The 18456-nt window shown below is 72.9% G+C and carries 14 protein-coding genes; 7 read left to right on the top strand and 7 right to left on the bottom strand.

Annotated elements, in window-relative coordinates:
- Window positions 1-23 precede the first annotated feature (23 nt).
- The gene (uvrA, locus tag ACFYNX_RS09860) at window positions 24-3071 is read right to left on the bottom strand and encodes an excinuclease ABC subunit UvrA (RefSeq protein ID WP_388659486.1); all 3048 of its coding nucleotides are present in this window, start codon (window positions 3069-3071) and stop codon (window positions 24-26) included.
- Between the two features lie 165 nt (window positions 3072-3236).
- Here uvrA and ACFYNX_RS09855 point away from each other — a divergent pair, with 165 nt between their 5' ends.
- The 3 genes from ACFYNX_RS09855 (at window position 3237) to ACFYNX_RS09845 (ending at window position 6017) form a co-directional block, all read left to right on the top strand.
- Window positions 3237-3935: a maleylpyruvate isomerase family mycothiol-dependent enzyme gene (locus tag ACFYNX_RS09855; protein ID WP_365540842.1), complete on the top strand. Its 699-nt coding sequence runs from the start codon at window positions 3237-3239 to the stop codon at window positions 3933-3935.
- Between the two features lie 9 nt (window positions 3936-3944).
- On the top strand, window positions 3945-4601 hold the full coding sequence (locus tag ACFYNX_RS09850; RefSeq protein WP_365540844.1) for an MBL fold metallo-hydrolase: 657 nt from the start codon (window positions 3945-3947) through the stop codon (window positions 4599-4601).
- Window positions 4602-4733: 132 nt separating this feature from the next.
- Entirely contained in the window at window positions 4734-6017 is a 1284-nt protein-coding gene (locus ACFYNX_RS09845) for an MFS transporter (RefSeq protein WP_388659796.1), read from the top strand.
- Between the two features lie 69 nt (window positions 6018-6086).
- Here ACFYNX_RS09845 and ACFYNX_RS09840 read toward each other — a convergent pair whose 3' ends face one another.
- The 5 genes from ACFYNX_RS09840 to ACFYNX_RS09820 all read right to left on the bottom strand — a co-directional run bounded on the left by ACFYNX_RS09840 (window position 6087) and on the right by ACFYNX_RS09820 (window position 13395).
- Entirely contained in the window at window positions 6087-7094 is a 1008-nt protein-coding gene (locus ACFYNX_RS09840; protein ID WP_365540846.1) for a TerC/Alx family metal homeostasis membrane protein, read from the bottom strand.
- Window positions 7095-7326: 232 nt separating this feature from the next.
- Window positions 7327-9384 (bottom strand): TerD family protein, encoded by a 2058-nt coding sequence (locus ACFYNX_RS09835; protein WP_388659482.1) that lies wholly within the window; start codon window positions 9382-9384, stop codon window positions 7327-7329.
- Window positions 9385-9548: 164 nt separating this feature from the next.
- The gene (locus ACFYNX_RS09830) at window positions 9549-10127 is read right to left on the bottom strand and encodes a TerD family protein (protein WP_030205232.1); all 579 of its coding nucleotides are present in this window, start codon (window positions 10125-10127) and stop codon (window positions 9549-9551) included.
- 140 nt (window positions 10128-10267) lie between these two features.
- Window positions 10268-12406 (bottom strand): excinuclease ABC subunit UvrB, encoded by a 2139-nt coding sequence (gene uvrB, locus ACFYNX_RS09825; RefSeq protein WP_365540850.1) that lies wholly within the window; start codon window positions 12404-12406, stop codon window positions 10268-10270.
- A 71-nt stretch (window positions 12407-12477) separates the two neighbouring features.
- Window positions 12478-13395: an MHYT domain-containing protein gene (locus ACFYNX_RS09820; RefSeq protein WP_388659479.1), complete on the bottom strand. Its 918-nt coding sequence runs from the start codon at window positions 13393-13395 to the stop codon at window positions 12478-12480.
- A gap of 240 nt (window positions 13396-13635) precedes the next feature.
- Between ACFYNX_RS09820 and ACFYNX_RS09815 the strand changes: the two genes are divergently transcribed.
- Both ACFYNX_RS09815 and ACFYNX_RS09810 read left to right on the top strand, forming a co-directional pair.
- The gene (locus tag ACFYNX_RS09815; RefSeq protein ID WP_388659476.1) at window positions 13636-14226 is read left to right on the top strand and encodes a methylated-DNA--[protein]-cysteine S-methyltransferase; all 591 of its coding nucleotides are present in this window, start codon (window positions 13636-13638) and stop codon (window positions 14224-14226) included.
- A gap of 163 nt (window positions 14227-14389) precedes the next feature.
- The gene (locus ACFYNX_RS09810) at window positions 14390-15700 is read left to right on the top strand and encodes an MFS transporter (RefSeq protein ID WP_388659473.1); all 1311 of its coding nucleotides are present in this window, start codon (window positions 14390-14392) and stop codon (window positions 15698-15700) included.
- Between the two features lie 79 nt (window positions 15701-15779).
- On the opposite strand, the gene ACFYNX_RS09805 is transcribed toward ACFYNX_RS09810, so the two are convergent.
- Window positions 15780-16136 (bottom strand): cupin domain-containing protein, encoded by a 357-nt coding sequence (locus ACFYNX_RS09805; protein ID WP_388659471.1) that lies wholly within the window; start codon window positions 16134-16136, stop codon window positions 15780-15782.
- Window positions 16137-16480: 344 nt separating this feature from the next.
- Here ACFYNX_RS09805 and ACFYNX_RS09800 point away from each other — a divergent pair, with 344 nt between their 5' ends.
- Both ACFYNX_RS09800 and ACFYNX_RS09795 read left to right on the top strand, forming a co-directional pair.
- Entirely contained in the window at window positions 16481-17506 is a 1026-nt protein-coding gene (locus ACFYNX_RS09800) for a pseudouridine-5'-phosphate glycosidase (protein WP_388659469.1), read from the top strand.
- Window positions 17503-18414, top strand: a complete 912-nt coding sequence (locus tag ACFYNX_RS09795; protein ID WP_388659466.1) for a carbohydrate kinase family protein — start codon at window positions 17503-17505, stop codon at window positions 18412-18414. Before ACFYNX_RS09800 ends, ACFYNX_RS09795 begins: the two co-directional genes overlap by 4 nt.
- The last annotated feature ends 42 nt before the right edge of the window (window positions 18415-18456 follow it).

Below are 18456 nucleotides of genomic sequence, written 5' to 3'. Positions count from 1 at the left end.
GGCCCTGCCGGGTGACGGGTCGGTCAGGCCTTGCGGGCCCGCGTGGCCGTCTTCTTGGCGGCGGCCTTGGTCGCGGTCGCCTTGGTCGCGGCCGTCTTCGCGGTGGCCGTCTTCTTCGCCGGGGCGGCCTTCGTGGCGGCGGCCTTCTTCGCGGCCGTGGCCGTCTTCTTGGCCGGTGCCGTCTTCTTCGTGCCGCGCGCCGTCGGGATCGCCGCGTCGCTGATCCGGTCGGCGCCGAGGATCTCGCGGAGGAACTTGCCGGTGTGGCTCGCCGGGACCGAGGCGACCTCCTCCGGCGTGCCCTCGGCGACCACCACGCCACCGCCGCTGCCGCCCTCCGGGCCCATGTCGATGACCCAGTCCGCGGTCTTGATGACGTCGAGGTTGTGCTCGATGACGATCACCGAGTTCCCCTTGTCGACCAGACCGGAGAGGACCTTGATCAGCTTCGAGATGTCCTCGAAGTGCAGACCGGTGGTCGGCTCGTCCAGGACGTAGACCGTGCGGCCCGTCGAGCGCTTCTGCAGCTCGGAGGCGAGCTTCACGCGCTGCGCCTCGCCGCCGGAGAGCGTCGGCGCCGGCTGACCGAGGCGGACGTAGCCGAGGCCGACCTCGGTCAGGGTGCGCAGGTGGCGGGCGATGGTCGGGACGGCCTCGAAGAAGTCGAGGGCCTCCTCGATCGGCATGTTCAGGACTTCGGCGATGGACTTGCCCTTGTAGTGGACCTCCAGGGTCTCCCGGTTGTACCGGTCGCCGTGGCAGACCTCGCACGGGACGTAGACGTCCGGGAGGAAGTTCATCTCGATCTTGATCGTGCCGTCGCCGGAGCAGTTCTCGCAGCGGCCGCCCTTGACGTTGAAGGAGAAGCGGCCGGGCAGGTAGCCCCGGACCTTGGCCTCCATCGTCTCGGCGAAGAGCTTGCGGACATGGTCGAAGACGCCGGTGTAGGTCGCCGGGTTCGACCGCGGGGTGCGGCCGATCGGGGACTGGTCGACGTGCACGACCTTGTCGACGAGGTCGTCGCCCTCCACGCGCGTGTGCCGTCCGGGCACCGACTTGGCGCCGTTCAGCTCGCGCGCCAGGTGGGTGTAGAGGATGTCGTTGACCAGGGTCGACTTGCCGGACCCGGAGACGCCGGTGACGGCGGTGAGGACGCCGAGCGGGAAGGAGACGTCGATGTCCCGCAGGTTGTTCTCGCGGGCCCCGTGCACGGTGAGCCGGCGCCCGGGGTCCACCGGCCGGCGGACGTCCGGGGTGGTGATCGCCCGGCGGCCGGACAGGTACTGCCCGGTCATCGACTCCTCGTTGGCGAGGAGCTCCTTCAGGGAGCCGGAGTGGACGACCTTGCCGCCGTGCTCGCCGGCGCCGGGGCCGATGTCCACGACCCAGTCGGCCACCTTGATGGTGTCCTCGTCGTGCTCGACCACGATGAGCGTGTTGCCCATGTCCCGGAGCCGCACCAGGGTCTCGATCAGCCGGTGGTTGTCGCGCTGGTGGAGGCCGATGGAGGGCTCGTCGAGCACGTAGAGCACGCCGACCAGGCCGGAGCCGATCTGGGTGGCGAGCCGGATGCGCTGGGCCTCGCCGCCGGAGAGCGTCCCGGCGGCCCGGTTGAGCGAGAGGTAGTCGAGGCCGACGTCGACCAGGAAGCGCAGCCGCTCGTTGACCTCCTTGAGGACCCGCTCGGCAATCTTCTTGTCGCGGGCGCTCAGGGTGAGCCGGGAGAGGAACTCGGCGCAGTCGCTGATGGACATCGCGGAGACCTCGGCGATGGACTTGTCCATGACCGTGACCGCGAGCACGATCGGCTTGAGCCGGGTGCCCTCGCAGGTGGGGCAGGGCACCTCGCGCATGTAGCCCTCGAAGCGCTCGCGGCTGGAGTCGCTCTCGGCCTCGGTGTGGCGCCGCTTGACGAAGGGCACGGCACCCTCGAAGGCCGGGGTGGTGTACGCCCGCTCCCGCCCGTACCGGTTGCGGTAGCGGACCTCGACCTGGGTCTTGTGGCCGTGCATCAGCGCCTTCTTGGCGCGCTGCGGCAGCCCCGCGTACGGGATGTCCGTGCGGAAGCCGAGGGCCTGGGAGAGGCCACCGACGAGCCGGCCGAAGTACTCCTTGGTGTGGCCGTGCGACCAGGGGTGGATGGCGCCCTCGTCGAGGGACTTGTCCTCGTCGGGGACGATCAGCTCCGGGTCGACCTCCATGCGGGTGCCGATGCCGGTGCAGTCCGGGCAGGCGCCGAAGGGCGAGTTGAAGGAGAAGGAGCGCGGCTCCAGCTCCTCGAAGGAGAGGTCGTCGTACGGGCAGTAGAGGTGCTCCGAGTACATCTTCTCGCGCTCGGGGTCGTCCTCGGGGAGGTCGACGAAGTCGAGCACGACCATGCCGCCGGACAGTCCGAGCGCGGTCTCGACGGAGTCGGTGAGCCGGCGCTTGGCGCTGTCCTTGACCGTGAGGCGGTCGATGACCACCTCGATGGTGTGCTTCTCCTGCTTCTTCAGCGTCGGCGGCTCGCTGAGCTGGATGGTCGCGCCGTCGACCCGGGCGCGGCTGTAGCCCTTGGTCTGGAGGTCGGCGAAGAGGTCGACGAACTCGCCCTTGCGCTCGCGCACGAGCGGGGAGAGCACCTGGAAGCGGCTGCCCTCGGGCAGCTCCAGGACCCTGTCGACGATGGCCTGCGGCGACTGGCGCGAGATGGGGCGGTGGCACTCGGGACAGTGCGGCTTGCCGATGCGCGCGAAGAGCAGGCGGAGGTAGTCGTAGACCTCGGTGATGGTGCCGACCGTCGAGCGCGGGTTGCGCGAGGTCGACTTCTGGTCGATGGAGACGGCGGGCGACAGACCTTCGATGAAGTCGACGTCCGGCTTGTCCATCTGGCCGAGGAACTGCCGGGCGTACGAGGAGAGCGACTCGACGTACCGGCGCTGCCCCTCGGCGAAGATCGTGTCGAACGCGAGGGAGGACTTGCCCGACCCCGAGAGCCCGGTGAAGACGATGAGGGAGTCACGCGGGAGATCGAGGGAGACGTTCTTGAGGTTGTGCTCGCGAGCGCCACGGACGATGAGACGGTCGGCCACGCCGGTCCGCACCTTTCTTGAGAGAGCGGATGTGCCTACACACCAACAACCGGGGACGCCGGATGCTTCCATCGAGCGTATAGCACGTACATTCGATTCCCGGTCTTCCGGAGACCGCTTCACCCGAACGAGTGGTCCGGCCCGGTCGGCGCTAAGGTCGGCGCCATGATCGACCACGAGCGTGACCTTGTTTCCGTGCGGGAGGCGACCGATCGGCTCCTGGACGCCGCCGCCTCCTGGGACAACGCCGCGACGGCCGAGCCGTCACGGCTTCCGGGCTGGACCCGCGGCCATGTCCTCGCCCATCTCGCCCGCAACGCCGACGCCCTGGTGAACGTCCTCGAAGGACGCCCCATGTACGCGGACGCCGCGACCCGCGAGGCCGACATCGAGCGCGACGCCCACCGCCCGCTCGACGTACAGCTCGCCGACGTGCGCGAGAGCGCCGACCGGCTGCGGGCCGTGGGCGAGAGGCCCGCCGACTGGAGCCGGACGGTCGAGCTGCGCAACGGCGTCACCGACAGCGCGGCCCGGGTCCCCTTCCGCCGCTGGGTGGAGGTGGCCCTGCACCACGTCGACCTGGGCGCCGGCTACGAGCTCGAGGACCTGCCGGAGGAGTTCGTGCTGCGGGAGATCGAGTTCCTCGCCGACCGCTGGTCGGGACGCCCGGAGGTCCCCCCGGTGACCCTCCGGCTCGATCCCGAGGAGGGCCCGGACTGGCGCACCGGCGGCGACGGCGGGACCCCCGTCGTCCTCGCCGGCACCGGCCCCGAACTGCTCGGCTGGCTGTCCGGCCGCGGCGACAAGGGCGCCCGTCTCGTCGTCCTCTCCGGCGACGGCCTCCCGGAACTGCCCCCGCTATAGGCTGAGCGCATGACGTACAGCGGAGTGGTGAGGGTCGGCGGCCCTGCGGACGTGCACGAGCTGGCGGACCTGATGATCTCGAAGGTCGCGGTCGGTCCGATGGACAACAACGCGTACCTGCTGCGCTGCCGGGCGACCGGCGAGCAGGTGCTGGTCGACGCGGCGAACGAGGCCGGGACCCTGCTCACGCTGATCGGTGACGACGGCATCGCCGCCGTCGTCACCACCCACCGGCACGGCGACCACTGGCAGGCCCTGGCCGAGGTGGTCGCCGCGACCGGCGCACGCACCTACGCGGGCGCGTACGACGCGGAGGGCATCCCGGTCGCGACCGACGTGCCCGTCCAGGACGGCGACACGATCCGGGTGGGCCGGGTCGAGCTGACCGCGCGCCGGCTCGTCGGCCACACCCCGGGCTCGATCGCCCTCGTCTACGACGACCCGCACGGCCACCCGCACGTCTTCACCGGCGACTGCCTCTTCCCCGGCGGCGTGGGCAACACCCACAAGGACCCGGAGGCCTTCGCGAGCCTGCTCCACGACGTGGAGACCAAGCTCTTCGAGGCCCTCCCGGACGAGTCCTGGGTCTACCCGGGCCACGGCAGGGACACCACGCTCGGTGACGAGCGCCCCCACCTCGCGGAGTGGCGCGAGCGCGGCTGGTGATCCGACGGCGGACGGAGGGCGCGCGCTCCACCAGCGGCGCGCTTCCGCACGCCCCCGTGGACGGGGTGGCCCGCGGGTAGATCGCGGGACATGCACCGCCGTCACTCTCCGTCGCCCTCCCCCGGCCCCTCGATGGGCCGGATCGCCGCCGCCTCGCTCATCGGCACCGCCGTCGAGTTCTTCGACTTCTACGTCTACGGGACCGCCGCCGCCCTCGTCCTGGGGCCGCTCTTCTTCCCGTCCTTCTCCCCGCTCGCCGGGACCCTGGCCGCGTTCGGCACCTTCGCCGCCGGGTTCGTGGCCCGGCCGCTCGGCTCGGTCCTCTTCGGCCACGTCGGCGACCGGTACGGCCGGCGCCCCGTCCTCTTCGCCTCGCTGCTCCTGACCGGCTGCGCCACGGTCGCGGTCGGCTGCGTCCCCACGTACGCGACGCTCGGCGTCACCGCCCCCGCGCTGCTGCTCCTGCTGCGCTTCCTCCAGGGGCTCGGCCTGGGCGGCGAGTGGGGCGGGGCGGTGCTGCTCACCGCCGAGCACGCCCCGGAGCACCGGCGTGCGCTGTGGGCGAGCTTCCCGCAGATCGGCCCGGCGGTCGGCTTCCTCCTGGCGAACGGGACGATGCTGGGGCTCACGGCCGGGCTGAGCGACGCGGAGTTCCGGTCCTGGGGCTGGCGCGTGCCGTTCTGGGCGGCGGGGCTGCTCGCGGCGGGCGGGCTGCTGCTGCGTTCCTCGCTCGCGGAGACTCCGCAGTTCGAGGAGCTGTCCGCGGCCGGGCGGCGGGCGGGCGCGCCGCTGGCCGAGGTCGTCCGGGACCACTGGCGGCTCGTGCTGCTGACGGCGGGGGCCCTCGCGGTCGGGTACGCCGTCTTCTACGCGGTCTCCACCTGGGCCCTGGCCTACGGCACCGGGCGGCTCGGCCTGAGCGGCCCGGTGATGCTGGGCTGCGTCATGGCGGCGGTGGCGGTGATGGGCGCGGCCACCCCGTTCGCTGCGCTCCTCGCCGACCGCTGGGGCCGCCGGACGCTCTGCCTGGCCGGGTGCGCGGGCTGCGCGCTCTGGATGTTCCCGATGGTGGCGCTGCTGCACACGGCGCGGCCGGCGCTGATGTTCCTCGGCTTCCTGGGCGCGCTGCTGGCCTTCATCACGATGTTCGCGGTGGTCTCCGCGTACCTGCCGGAGCTGTACGAGCCCCGGGTCCGCTGTACGGGCGCGGCCGTCGGCTACAACCTCGCGGGCGTCCTCGGCGGCGCCCTGACCCCTCTCGCGGCCACCGCGCTCTCCGAGGGCGGTTCCGGCCCGCCGTGGGGCGTGGCGGCCTATCTGACCCTGGTGGCCCTGGTCAGCCTGGGCTGCTTCGCGCTGCTCCCGGAGACCCTGCCGGCACGCGCCGCCGTGGAGGAGCCCGTACCGGCCCGGTGAGGCGTGGAAGAGCGGCGACGGCCGGCCGGGGAGGGGGATCCCGGGCCGGCCGTCGCCGTGTGTGCCGCGTCAGGCGCCGATGCTGTCCTTCTCGGTGCCTTCGGCGTCGGCCACGCTCTGGGCGGCCTCCCGCTCGGCCTGCCGCTTGGAGGCGATCAGGCTGGTGATCGTGGTGATGATCAGAACACCGCAGATGACCGCGAGGGAGACCGGGATGGAGATCTCCGGGACGTGCACCCCGGACTCGTGCAGGGCGTGCAGCACCAGCTTGACGCCGATGAAGCCGAGGATCACCGACAGGCCGTAGCTGAGGTGGACCAGCTTCTTGAGCAGGCCGCCGATCAGGAAGTAGAGCTGCCGCAGACCCATGAGGGCGAAGGCGTTGGCGGTGAAGACGATGTACGGGTCCTGGGTGAGGCCGAAGATCGCCGGGATGGAGTCGAGGGCGAAGAGGATGTCGGTGGTGCCGATGGCGAGCATGACCACCATCAGCGGGGTCATCACCCGCTTGCCGTTGGCCCGGATGAAGAGCTTGGTGCCGTGGTAGCGGTCGGCGACGCCGAACTTCTTCTCGACGCTCTTGAGGAGGCGGTTCTCCTCGAACTCGTCCTCCTCCTCGTCGGAGCGCGCCTCCTGGATGAGCTTCCAGGCGGTGTAGATCAGGAACGCGCCGAAGATGTAGAAGACCCAGGAGAAGCTCGCGATGATCGCGGCGCCTGCGGCGATGAAGATCGCGCGGAGCACCAGGGCGATCAGCACGCCCACGAGCAGCACGCGCTGCTGGAGGTGCGAGGGGACCGAGAACTTCGCCATGATCAGGACGAAGACGAAGAGGTTGTCGACGCTGAGCGACTTCTCGGTGATGTATCCGGCGAAGAACTCGCCGGAGGCCTGGGCGTTGCCGAAGAACAGCAGGCCGAGCCCGAAGAGCGCGGCGAGCACGATCCAGACGATCGTCCAGATTCCGGCTTCCTTGACCGACACGTCATGGGGCTTGCGCCCGATGAAGAAGTCGGCACCGATCAGGGCACCCAGACCGAGAATGGTCAGGACCCACATGGTCGTTGAAACGTCCATTGCGCCTCCGGCGTCGTACGGCTACTGATCAGCGTCGTCGCTGCCGGAGGTCTCTTCCACCCGGGCGGCGGGCTGACCTCCGCCGGGCCGACGCCCCGGGATCGGATCACTGGGATCCCTCCGTACTGACGGGCACGCCGCGCTTGGGGAGTACTCCCCTCCGCGTGAAGAACACTACCCGAAACACCAAGAGAAGGTAAAGGGCAGGGTAAAGGATCATCAAGACGCCAGCTCAGAACCGCCCTTCCTGGCGACCTGCCGCCACTTGGGCGAGGACCTGCCGCAGGACCCCGCTGCCCGGCGGAAGCAGCGGCGGCTCGTACGACCAGGCGTGTCCCACCCACGGGTCGGCGAGGTGGTCGTCGGGGACGGGGGTGAGCCGCAGCAGCGAGCGCCACAGGGGGTCGAGCAGCGGCCCGTACGCGGCCGCGTCCGCCCGGTCCGCCACCACCAGCAGGTGGACGCCGACCGAGGGCCCCTCGTCGGCGAGGTACCGGAGCCGGGTGACCGCCCGGTCGTCGAAGCCGTGCGGGAAGTCGTGCACGATCAGCAGTTGGCGGGCCGTGTCCAGACCGGGCGGCAGCGCGTCGGCCGCGCCGCCCCGCAGCGCCATCTGGAGCAGGTCGACCCGCTCGGTGAGCTGCTCCAGGACCGCCGAGACGCCGGCCGCGCCCCGGGCCGGCGGGGCCGCGAGGACTCCCGACTCCACGAGCGGGGCGAGGGACGCGGCACCCGCCCCGGCCGCGTCGAGGACGTGGACGGCGAAGCCGCCCGCCGGGTGCGCCGCGAGCAGCCGGGCGGCGTGCGCGACCGCGCTGTCCAGGGCGAGCCGCCGCAGCTCGGCCTCGTCGAGGAGACCGGCCGCCTCCGAGTGCCCGCGCCCGCTGTCCACCCACAGCCCCCGCTCCAGCGGCAGCCGGACGAGCATGGGGATCCGCAGGTCGGTCCGCTCGGGCAGGTGGAGGTCGCCGAGCCGGACGGCCAGTGGCTCCTCGGCCGGGACCCGGTAGGCGTGCCAGACGGGGTTGTCCCAGCGGGCGTAGGCGGGCGGCAGGGCCGGTTCGACGACCTCGGACTCGGCCGCGAGCTGGGCGAGGTCCCGGTCCAGGACCGTCCGGGCCCGCTCCACCAGCTCGTCGTGCCGGGCCCGGGCCGCCGCCCGGGCGGCGTCGTTCGCGCCCCCGTTCCGGGCGCGGTAGTCGGAGAGGGTCTGGTCGAGCTCCCGGTCGAGCCGGGACTCGGCGAAGTCGCAGGCGCTGCGGTAGGCGGCGGCGGTGCGGGCCAGGTCCTCGAACATCCCCCACACCTGGTTGTACAGGCGCTCGTCCATGGACCAGCCGGAGGCGTCCCCGGCGACCGGCACGGGCGGCGCCTGGGGCGGGGCCTGCGGCGGCTCCGGCGCGGCCGGTCCGCGGCGGGGGTGGGAGTAGTCGACGGGGCCGCCCGGGGTCCGCGTGTCCGTGCCCCGCGGCGGGGTCACCGGCACGGTCGGCGTCGGGTCGGAGACGACCGGCGGGAGGGGCGGGGGCGGGGGCGTGGGGTCCGACGCGGTCGGTGCGGCGGGGGCCGGGACGACCGGGGTGGCCAGGGGCGTGGGGTGGTCCGATCCGGCAGGAAACACCGGGGCCGGGAGTCCGGATTCAGGGGCCGCCGGGAGCCCGGATTCCGGAGCCGGGGACGTCGACCGCGGCACCCGCTCCGGCTCGGGGACGCGCGACTGCGGGGCGGCCGCCGCGGGGGCGGGCTCCGGGGCGGCGGCCGCCAGGATCGCCGCGGCCGCGTCGGCGGGCCGCTCCAGGCCCTGGTCGCCGAGGAGGGCGGCGAGCCCGCCCTCGTACCCCTGGCCCATGGCGCGGACCTTCCATGCGCCCTGGCGGCGGTACAGCTCCAGGGCGACGACGGCGGTCTCGCTGTCGAGCCCGGTGAGGGTGTAGCTGGCGATCTCGGTGCCGTCGGGACCCGCGACGGCGACGAAGGGGGCGGCGACGGCCCCGAAGCGGGTGGCGCCGCCGTGTCCGGGCAGGGCCAGGAGGACCGAGATCCGGTGGACGGTCCCGGGCATCGCCCCCAGGTCGACGGAGAGCCGGTGGTCGGCGGCCGCCGCCGCGGGGACGTCGACGCCGGGGAGCGAGGGCGCGCCGGGGTGGGCGACCCACTCCGCGCCGGGGATCCTGCCCGCCTCGTCGGCGAGGGTGGCTCCGGCGAGGACCGGATGACCGGCCGACACCCGGATCTCAAGGCGGGTGTCGGGCAGGGGGTGGTTCTGCCCCCGGACCAGCTCGGCCGTCATCGGCTCTGTCCCCTCGGTTCTTCCCGTCGTGGTGCCGACGGATCGGTCGCGGATCGAACGGATCGTGCGCACCCGGGCCGTGCGGCCGGTCCGGGCGGATCATGCGGGACAGCTCCCGGCGGCTGCTGCCTCCGGGAGCTGTGGGTGCGTGGTGCGCGGGCCGCCTACAGGTGCGGCAGGATCGCCGGCATCAGGTCCTGGAAGGTGCGGCCGTTGGCCGGGTTGCCCAGGGCGGTCATCTGCCAGCCGGAGCCGGCCCGGTGCACCTTCGCCATGATCTGCGCGGTGTAGCGGCCGCCGCCGTCGAGGGTGTAGCGCGCCAGCTCCTGCCCGTTCGTCTCGTCGACGAGCCGGCAGAAGGCGTTCTGCACCTCCTGGAACGTCTGGCCGGTGAAGGAGTTCACCGTGAAGACGATCTGGTCGATGTGGACCGGGATCCGCTCCAGGTCGACGAGGATCGCCTCGTCGTCGCCGCCCTGTCCCGCGCCGCCCACCAGGTTGTCGCCGGTGTGCTTGACCGAGCCGTCGTCGCTCACCAGGTGCCGGAAGAAGACCACGTCGACCGGCTGCTTGTCGGCGAAGAGGACGGCCGAGGCGTCCAGGTCGATCTCGCGGGTGCGCGAGCCGAAGAGACCGCGGCGCGGCGCCGCCTGCCAGCCGAGCCCCATCCGCACCTGGGTGAGGCTGCCCCCGCCCTTCTTCTCCAGGCTGATGGCCTGACCCTTGGTCATGTTCACGGTCACGCGCGTGCCCCTCTCGTTGCGTTCCCCCGCGCCCGCTGTCCGGTGCGTGCGGTTGGTCAGCACCCTACGCAGGGTCACTGACGGCGCGGAGGGGCGGTCCGGTTTTGTGTCGGTCTTGCAACACACCGGACCGCCTCCGGTCAGGCGAGGCCCGCCTCCTTCATCTGACGCAGCTCCTTCTTCAGCTCTCCCACCTCGTCGCGGAGCCGGGCCGCCACCTCGAACTGGAGCTCGGCGGCGGCGGCGCGCATCCGGTCCGTCATCTCCTCGATGATCGCGGCCAGTTCGGTGGCGGGCCGGTCGCCGAGCTCGACCGTGGAGCCCGCCCTGCCGCCCTTGCCCCGGCCCTTGGGGGCGTGCGCGGCGAGCGCGGGGACGGGGGCCTTGGCGCCCTTGCCCTCCTTGGCCTGCCGGTAGCCGGTGCCGAGCAGTTCCTCGGTGTCGATCTCCTCGCGCGCGATGGTCGCCACGATGTCGTTGATCTTCTTGCGGAGCGGCTGCGGGTCGATGCCGTGCTCCGTGTTGTACGCGATCTGCTTCTCGCGGCGCCGGTTGGTCTCGTCGATGGCCTGCTCCATGGCCGGGGTGATCCGGTCCGCGTACATGTGGACCTGGCCCGAGACGTTCCGCGCGGCACGGCCGATGGTCTGGATCAGGGAGGTGCCGGAGCGCAGGAAGCCCTGCTTGTCGGCGTCGAGGATGGCGACCAGGGACACCTCGGGGAGGTCGAGGCCCTCCCGGAGGAGGTTGATGCCGACGAGGACGTCGTACTCGCCGGCGCGCAGCTCGCGCAGCAGCTCGATGCGGCGCAGGGTGTCGACGTCGCTGTGCAGGTAGCGCACCTGGATGCCGAGCTCCAGGAAGTAGTCGGTGAGGTCCTCGGCCATCTTCTTGGTGAGGGTGGTGACGAGGACCCGTTCGTCCCGCTCGGTGCGCAGCCGGATCTCGTGGACCAGGTCGTCGATCTGGCCCTCGGTGGGCTTGACGACGACCTCGGGGTCGACGAGGCCGGTAGGGCGGATGATCTGCTCGACGAAGCCGTCGCCGCGCGAGAGCTCGTACGTCCCGGGGGTCGCGGAGAGGTAGACGGTCTGGCCGATCCGCTCCTGGAACTCCTCCCACTTCAGCGGGCGGTTGTCGAGGGCCGAGGGCAGCCGGAAGCCGTGGTCGACCAGGGTCCGCTTGCGGGAGGCGTCGCCCTCGTACATGGCGCCGATCTGCGGCACGGTGACGTGGGACTCGTCGATGACGAGCAGGAAGTCCTCGGGGAAGTAGTCGAGGAGGGTGTTGGGCGCGGAGCCGGGCTCGCGTCCGTCGAAGTGCATCGAGTAGTTCTCGATGCCGGAGCAGGAGCCGATCTGGCGCATCATCTCGATGTCGTACGTGGTCCGCATGCGCAGCCGCTGGGACTCCAGGTGCTTGCCCTGCTTGTCCAGCTCGGCGAGGCGGCCCTCCAGCTCGCGCTCGATGTCGTTGACGGCCCGCTCCATGCGCTCGGGTCCCGCCACGTAGTGGCTGGCCGGGAACACGTACAGGTGCTCGTCCTCGCTGATGACCTCGCCGGTGAGCGGGTGGAGAGTGGAGAGGGCCTCGATCTCGTCGCCGAACATCTCGATGCGGACGGCGAGCTCCTCGTACACCGGGAAGATCTCGATGGTGTCGCCTCGGACGCGGAAGGTGCCGCGGGTGAACGCCAGGTCGTTCCGGGTGTACTGGATGTCGACGAAGCGGCGGAGGAGCTGGTCGCGGTCGATCTCCTCGCCGACCTTGAGCGGGACCATCCGGTCCACGTACTCCTGGGGCGTGCCGAGGCCGTAGATGCAGGAGACGGAGGCGACGACGATCACGTCCCGGCGGGTGAGCAGGGAGTTCGTCGCGGAGTGGCGGAGCCGCTCCACCTCCTCGTTGATCGAGGAGTCCTTCTCGATGTAGGTGTCCGACTGCGGGACGTACGCCTCGGGCTGGTAGTAGTCGTAGTACGAGACGAAGTACTCGACGGCGTTGTGGGGCAGGAGCTCGCGGAACTCGTTCGCGAGCTGCGCGGCCAGCGTCTTGTTCGGCGCCATCACCAGGGTGGGGCGCTGGAGCTTCTCGATCATCCACGCGGTGGTCGCCGACTTGCCGGTGCCGGTGGCACCGAGGAGCACGACGTCCTTCTCGCCCGCGCGGATCCGGCGCTCTAGGTCGGCGATGGCCGTCGGCTGGTCGCCGCTGGGCTGGTAGGAGCTGACGACCTCGAAGGGCGCCACCGTACGTTCGATCTTGGAAACGGGCCGCATGCAACCACCGTACGACCCGGCACTGACACTCGGGTGGCGATCGGCTCACCGCAGGGCCTCCGGGCGGCCCCTCACCAGTCCTGGGAGCGGTGCACTCCGTGGACCGCGGCGGCCCTGCGGGTGGCGCGGCCGGGCATGCGGCGGGCGGGGCGGGCGGACCGGCCGGCGGGCTCGCCGTAGTGGGTCGGCACGTGGCGCGGGGCGGGCACGCCCGGACGGTGCACGGCCCGGGCCGGGGCCCGCCGCCACTCGGGGTCCCCCATCACGAGCAGCGGGTCGAACATGACGACGACGGCGGCCAGGATGAGGAAGACCGCCGGGCCGATCAGCATCGGCAGGAGGAGCGAGGTGGCGGGAGCGGTGGCGGCCGCGGGGGTTCCGGCGCCGTTCAGGTGGACGCTGACGGCCGCCATGGCGGTGTAGTGCATACCACTGACGGCGACGCCCATCACCAGGCTCGCACCGAGACTGGCCAGAAATCCATGCACGGAGACGGCCGCCCAGAGGGCCGTGGTGGCGGCCACGACGGCGATGACCACGGAGAGGGCGACGGTCGCGGTGTCGTACTCGACGCGCCCGTGGAGGCGCATGCCGGCCATGCCGAGGTAGTGCATGGTGGCGATGCCGAGACCGGTGATGGTGCCGCCGGTGACCAGGGTCAGGGCGGTCGCCCCGCGGTATCCGACGATGAGGATGCCGATGCCGACCATGAGGATGGCGACGCCCAGGCTGGCGAAGGTGATGGGCCGGTCGTAGTCGACCGGGGCCTGCTGGACCGAGAAGCCCATCATGGCGATGAAGTGCATGGTCCAGATGCCGGTGCCGATCGAGGTGGCGCCGAGGACGAGCCAGCCCGCCTTGAAGGTGTCGCGGTGGCGCAGGGATCTGGTGGTGCACCTCAGGCCGAGGGCGCCGCCGAGGCAGGCCATGAGAAAGGAGGCCACCGGCGTGACGAGGCCGTAGCTGAATCCGTCGACCGTGCCCTGCATGAGCTGTGTCCTCCACCCCTGGTGCGACGTCGGCCGAAAACAGTCGGTTCCGCCGGCTCCTACTCCCCCGGGGCGAGATTATGGCGCGCGGAAGTCGCGGCGACCATGTGACCGGGGATTTTTCCTGCGCGAGGCCGGAGCGAGACCGGGTCGTGATCTTGGGGCCGGCCCCGGAGGTTTTCCACAGCCGCTCCCGCGCTCGGGTCCGGGTTGTCGGTGGGGGGTCGTAGCGTGGTCGGCATGGACATCGAAGCGGTGCCGGAGAGGGGCCCGGCGACGGGGGCCGCGGCCGGGGAGCGGGCCGTCCCGGTGGAGTGGGCGGTCGTGGAGAGCGACGTCGGGCCGCTCTTCCTCGCCGCGACCGGACGGGGGCTCGTGCGGGTCGGGTTCCACGCGGACGCGGCGCGCCGGGAGCGGATGCCCGACCGGCTGGCGGCCCGGCTCGGCGCGGAGCCGGTGGAGCGCGCCTCGGGGCTGCTCGCGGAGCCGATACGCCGGCTCGGCCGGTACTTCGCGGGCGACCCGGACGAGCTCGACCTGCCCCTGGACTGGAGCCTGACGAGCGGGTTCAACCGGCAGGTGCTGCGCGAGCTGGCGACCGGCGTCCCGTACGGGACGGTCGTCGGGTACGGGGAGCTGGCGCGGCGCGTGGGGCAGCCGGGTGCCGCGCAGGCGGTGGGGGCGGCGATGGGCTCCAATCCGCTGCCGGTGGTGGTGCCGTGCCACCGCGTGGTGGAGAGCGACGGCGGGCTCGGCGGCTTCGGGGGCGGCCTGGAGACGAAGCGGCGGCTGCTGGCCCTGGAGGGGGTGCTGCCGGCACCGCTGTTCTGAGGGGCGTTGCTCTGACGGCGTTGCTCTGAGGGGCGTCATTCTCAGGGTCGCCGTTCGAAGGGGCGTCGTTCGAAGGGGCGCCGTTCAGAGGGGCGCCGTTCGGAAGGTCGCCGCCGGCGGAGAGGCGTTCCCATCAGGTGGGACGGCTGGCACACTCTCGTCGGTGACCCAGACCCCCGGTGCCCCCGACCCCACCCTGCCCGGCCGCATATCCGCCTCCGCCCACACTCCCGTCACCGCCGCCGGGCTGCTGGCACTGCGCCGGCGCGTCCGGGCCGTGCTGATCGCCACCCAGATCCTCGGCGGCCTCGGCATCGCCATCGGGGTCGCGCTCGCCGCCGTCCTGGCCACGGAGATCGGCGGCACCGAGGCGCTGGCCGGTCTGGCGTCGACGGCGACGGTGGCCGGTCCCGCGCTGCTCGCCATGCCGCTGGCCGCCCTGATGGCCTCGCGGGGGCGCCGGGCGGGGCTCGTCCTCGCGTACCTGCTGGGGGCGGTGGGCGCCTGCGTGGTGGTGCTCGGGGCGGTCGTCGGGAGCTTCCCCCTGCTGCTCGTCGGGCTCGTCGGCTTCGGCGCCGGTTCCTCGGCGAACCTGGCGGCCCGCTTCGCCGCCGCCGACCTGGCCGAGCCGGACCACCGGGCCCGGGCCATCTCCACGGTGGTGTGGGCGACCACGATCGGGGCGGTGCTCGGGCCGAACGTCGCGGCGCCCGCCGGGAAGAGCGTCGCGGGCCTGGGCGTACCGGCCGCGGCGGGTCCCTTCGTCTGGGCCGCCGGCGTCTTCGTGCTCGCCGCGGCCGTGGTGGCCCTGCTGCTGCGCCCGGACCCGCTCCTCACCGCCCGCGCGCTGGCCGACGGGGACCCGGGCGGGGAGGCGACGGTCGAGGGCCGTTCCCTGCGGGCCGGGATGCGGGCGGTGCGGGAGTCCCCGAAGGCCCGTCTCGCCCTGGTCACCGTCGCAGGCTCGCACACCGCCATGGTGTCGATCATGTCGATGACCCCGGTGGCACTCACCCACCACGGCGCGGACATCCGGCTGATCGGCCTCGTCATCAGCGGGCACATCGCGGGCATGTACGCCTTCTCCCCCGTGATGGGCCGGCTGTCCGACCGACTGGGACGGCTCTCGGTGATCGGGCTCGCGGTCGGGCTCATCGGCACGGCGGCGCTCGTCGCGGGCACGGCGGGGGCGAGCCACGGCCGGGTCGCCCTGGGCCTCTTCGTCCTCGGCCTGGGCTGGTCGGCGGGGCTCGTGTCCGGTTCGGCACTGCTCACGGACTCGGTGCCGCAGGCCGCCCGGCCCGCCGTCCAGGGGTTCTCCGACTTCATCATGAACACGGCCGCCGGGGTCGGCGGCCTCGCGGCGGGCCTGATCGTCTCGCAGGTGGGCTACGGACCGCTGAACGCGATCGCCGCCTGTCTGCTCCTTCCGATGGCGGCGCTCGCCCTGCGGGGCGTCCTCCGGAAGGCCTGAGCGGGCCCGCGGAAGGCGTCTCCGTCAGCGCGGCGCCGCCGGGGAGGAGGCTCCGGAGGTTCGGGAGGCCTCAGATACCTCAGAGGCTGATGTGGTACGCCTTGCGCAGGGTCTCGTGGACGGTCCAGGTGGTCCGGTCGCCCTCGCGCAGCACGCAGGCGTCGCCGGGGCCGATCTCCAGGGTGTCGCCACCCTCGACGGCGACGGTCGCCCGGCCGGAGACCACCACGAACAGCTCGTTGGCCTCGGTGTCGGTGACGACGCCGGGCGTGATCTGCCAGATGCCGCGCACCTGCTTGCCGTCGGCGGACTCCCACAGCACCTTGCCCGTCACCTCGGGCGCGCCGGAGACGATCTGGGCGGGGTCGAGCGGCTCCGCTTCGAGCTCCGCGTCGGGGATGTGGACGGCGAAGGAGGGCTGGTCGTGTGTCGTCATGGGCGGTGACTGTAGCGGGGATCCGGAGGCCTTCCGAGGGCGGGACCACCTGGAGGACACGGCTCCCACCAGGGACGATGCCCGGGGCCGACGGTGTCGACGGAATCCGTACCGCCGCTCCGGGTCGGTGCCGCAAGGGCGTCGCGGCGATCGGGGGCGGTCGCCGGGGGCGGTCCGTGACGGATTCCGCAGGGGGATCCGCAGGGAGATCGGGAGAGGATCCGCAGGGAGATCGGGAGAGGATCCGCAGGGAGATCGGGAGAGGATCCGGAGGGGAGCCGGAGGAGTTGGCGGGAGGTCGCCACCGAGGTTTGCGGGGTTCCCGGGTGCGCCAGGAATGGGGCATGTCCACACACGTGTCCGAAGAGGTACGGGAGGCGCTCCACGAAGGCCGTCCCGTCGTCGCGCTGGAATCGACGCTCATCGCCCACGGCCTGCCGCGTCCGCGCAACCTCGCGGTGGCCCGTGAGCTGGAGGAGCTGGTACGGGCCGGGGGCGCCGTCCCCGCCACGATCGCCGTGGTCGACGGCACGGCCAGGGTGGGCCTGGACGAGGCGGCGCTGATACGGATCGCCGAGGACCCGACGGTGCGGAAGCTGGGCCACCGCGACCTGGCCCCCGCCCTGGCGACGGGCGCGACCGGTGCGACGACGGTCTCGGCGACGGCCTGGCTCGCGGACGCGGCGGGCGTCCGGGTGTTCGCGACGGGCGGCCTCGGCGGGGTGCACCGCGGATGGAGCGAGACGCAGGACGAGTCCGCCGACCTGCGGCTGCTCGCCCGGGTCGGGACCACCGTCGTCTGCGCCGGGGTCAAGTCGATCCTCGATGTGCCCGCGACGCTCCAGCGCCTGGAGACCCTGGGGGTGACGGTCGTCGGGTACGGCACGGAGCACTTCCCCGGCTTCTACCTCTCCTCCTCGGGCGAGCCCGTCGACTGGACCCTGCGGACGCCGGAGGAGGTGGCGGCGGTGTTGCGCGCGCAGGACCGGCTCGAAGGCCCCCGGGCGGCGCTCGTCGTGGCCAATCCGGTGCCGGAGGCGGAGCAGTTGGATCCCGGGCTGCACGACCGGGTGCTCGCGGACGGCCTGGCGGCGGCGAAGGAGAAGGGGATCACGGGCCAGGCGGTGACGCCGTTCCTGCTCGAATACCTGACGGTGCACACGGAGGGGGCGTCCCTGGAGGCCAACCTGGCGGCGATACGGGGGAACGTGCGGCTGGCGGCGAGGATCGCGGGGGCGTACGGGGTGGACATACCCGGTGCGGACACAGGCGGTGCGGACATACGCGGTGCGGGAGGGGCGGTCGGCGGCACGGGGATACGCGGGGGACCGCACGACGGCACGGAAGCGCGCGGCACGGGCAGCCGGTGAGCCGCGCCCGGCGCGCACTGCTCGTCGTCGGGGACGTGGTCACGGACGTCGTCGCCCGGCACCGGACCCCGCTCGCACCGGCCACGGACACGGCGGCGGAGATCCGGACCCTGCCGGGCGGCGCGGGGGCCAACGCGGCCTGCTGGGCGGCACGTTCCGGCGGGGAGGTGCGGCTGCTCGGCCGGGTGGGGGCGGACGCGGCCGACTGGCACGAGCGGGCGCTGCGGGCGGCGGGCGTGCGCCCCCTGTTCGTCCGGGACGCGGAGGCGGCGACGGCCACCGTCATCGCGCTCGTGGACGCCTCTGCGGAGCGCACCTTCCTGACCGACAGCGGTGCCGCGCTGCGCCTCTCCCCCGCCGACTGGTCCCCGGGACTGCTCGACGGAGTGGCCCGGCTGCACCTCTCGGGGTACCTGTTCTTCGCCGGTCCGAGCCGCGAAACGGCCCTGCGGGCGCTGCGGGACGCCACGGAGGCGGGGGTTCCGGTGAGCGTGGACCCGGCCTCGGCGGGGTTCCTGGTGGCGCTCGGCGCGGACCGGTTCCTGGTGGCCGTGGAAGGTGCCGAGGTGCTGCTGCCCAACGCCGACGAGGCCCGGGCGCTCACCGGCCGCGCCGAACCGGAGCGGGCGGCGGCCGAGTTGAGCCGGCGCTTCCCGCTGGTCGTGGTGACCCTCGGGGCGGCGGGCGCGCTGGTCGCCGAGGACGGCGCGGTCACCGCGCGGGTGGCGGCGCCTCCGGCGCGGCCGGTGGACTCGACGGGCGCGGGCGACGCGTTCACCGGGGCGTTCCTGGCGGCCAGGCTCGCGGGCGCGGACCCGGTGAGGGCGGCGGAGGCGGGGTGCCGGGCGGGCGCGGAGGCGGTCACCGTGGTGGGCGGCAGGCCGCCGGCGGCACCGACGGACGGCTGAGGCGCGCTCCCGGAGGGCCGGGGTTCGGGGCTCGGGGCCGGG

The sequence above is a fragment of the Streptomyces sp. NPDC007872 genome (genome assembly GCF_042868165.1).
Taxonomy (GTDB): Bacteria; Actinomycetota; Actinomycetes; order Streptomycetales; family Streptomycetaceae; genus Streptomyces.
Note: the sequence above shows the minus strand (reverse complement) of the source record. Positions and strands in the feature narration are given on the sequence as shown.

Bases quoted from the DNA above. Each gene is read 5' to 3' on its own strand.
- ACFYNX_RS09855 (WP_365540842.1), top strand. From the start codon at position 3,237: ATGATCGACCACGAGCGTGACCTTGTTTCCGTGCGGGAGGCGACCGAT.
- ACFYNX_RS09800 (WP_388659469.1), top strand. From the start codon at position 16,481: ATGTCCACACACGTGTCCGAAGAGGTACGGGAGGCGCTCCACGAAGGC.
- ACFYNX_RS09820 (WP_388659479.1), bottom strand. From the start codon at position 13,395: ATGCAGGGCACGGTCGACGGATTCAGCTACGGCCTCGTCACGCCGGTG.
- ACFYNX_RS09845 (WP_388659796.1), top strand. From the start codon at position 4,734: ATGGGCCGGATCGCCGCCGCCTCGCTCATCGGCACCGCCGTCGAGTTC.
- ACFYNX_RS09850 (WP_365540844.1), top strand. From the start codon at position 3,945: ATGACGTACAGCGGAGTGGTGAGGGTCGGCGGCCCTGCGGACGTGCAC.
- uvrB (WP_365540850.1), bottom strand. From the start codon at position 12,406: ATGCGGCCCGTTTCCAAGATCGAACGTACGGTGGCGCCCTTCGAGGTC.
- ACFYNX_RS09835 (WP_388659482.1), bottom strand. From the start codon at position 9,384: ATGACGGCCGAGCTGGTCCGGGGGCAGAACCACCCCCTGCCCGACACC.
- ACFYNX_RS09815 (WP_388659476.1), top strand. From the start codon at position 13,636: ATGGACATCGAAGCGGTGCCGGAGAGGGGCCCGGCGACGGGGGCCGCG.
- ACFYNX_RS09805 (WP_388659471.1), bottom strand. From the start codon at position 16,136: ATGACGACACACGACCAGCCCTCCTTCGCCGTCCACATCCCCGACGCG.
- ACFYNX_RS09840 (WP_365540846.1), bottom strand. From the start codon at position 7,094: ATGGACGTTTCAACGACCATGTGGGTCCTGACCATTCTCGGTCTGGGT.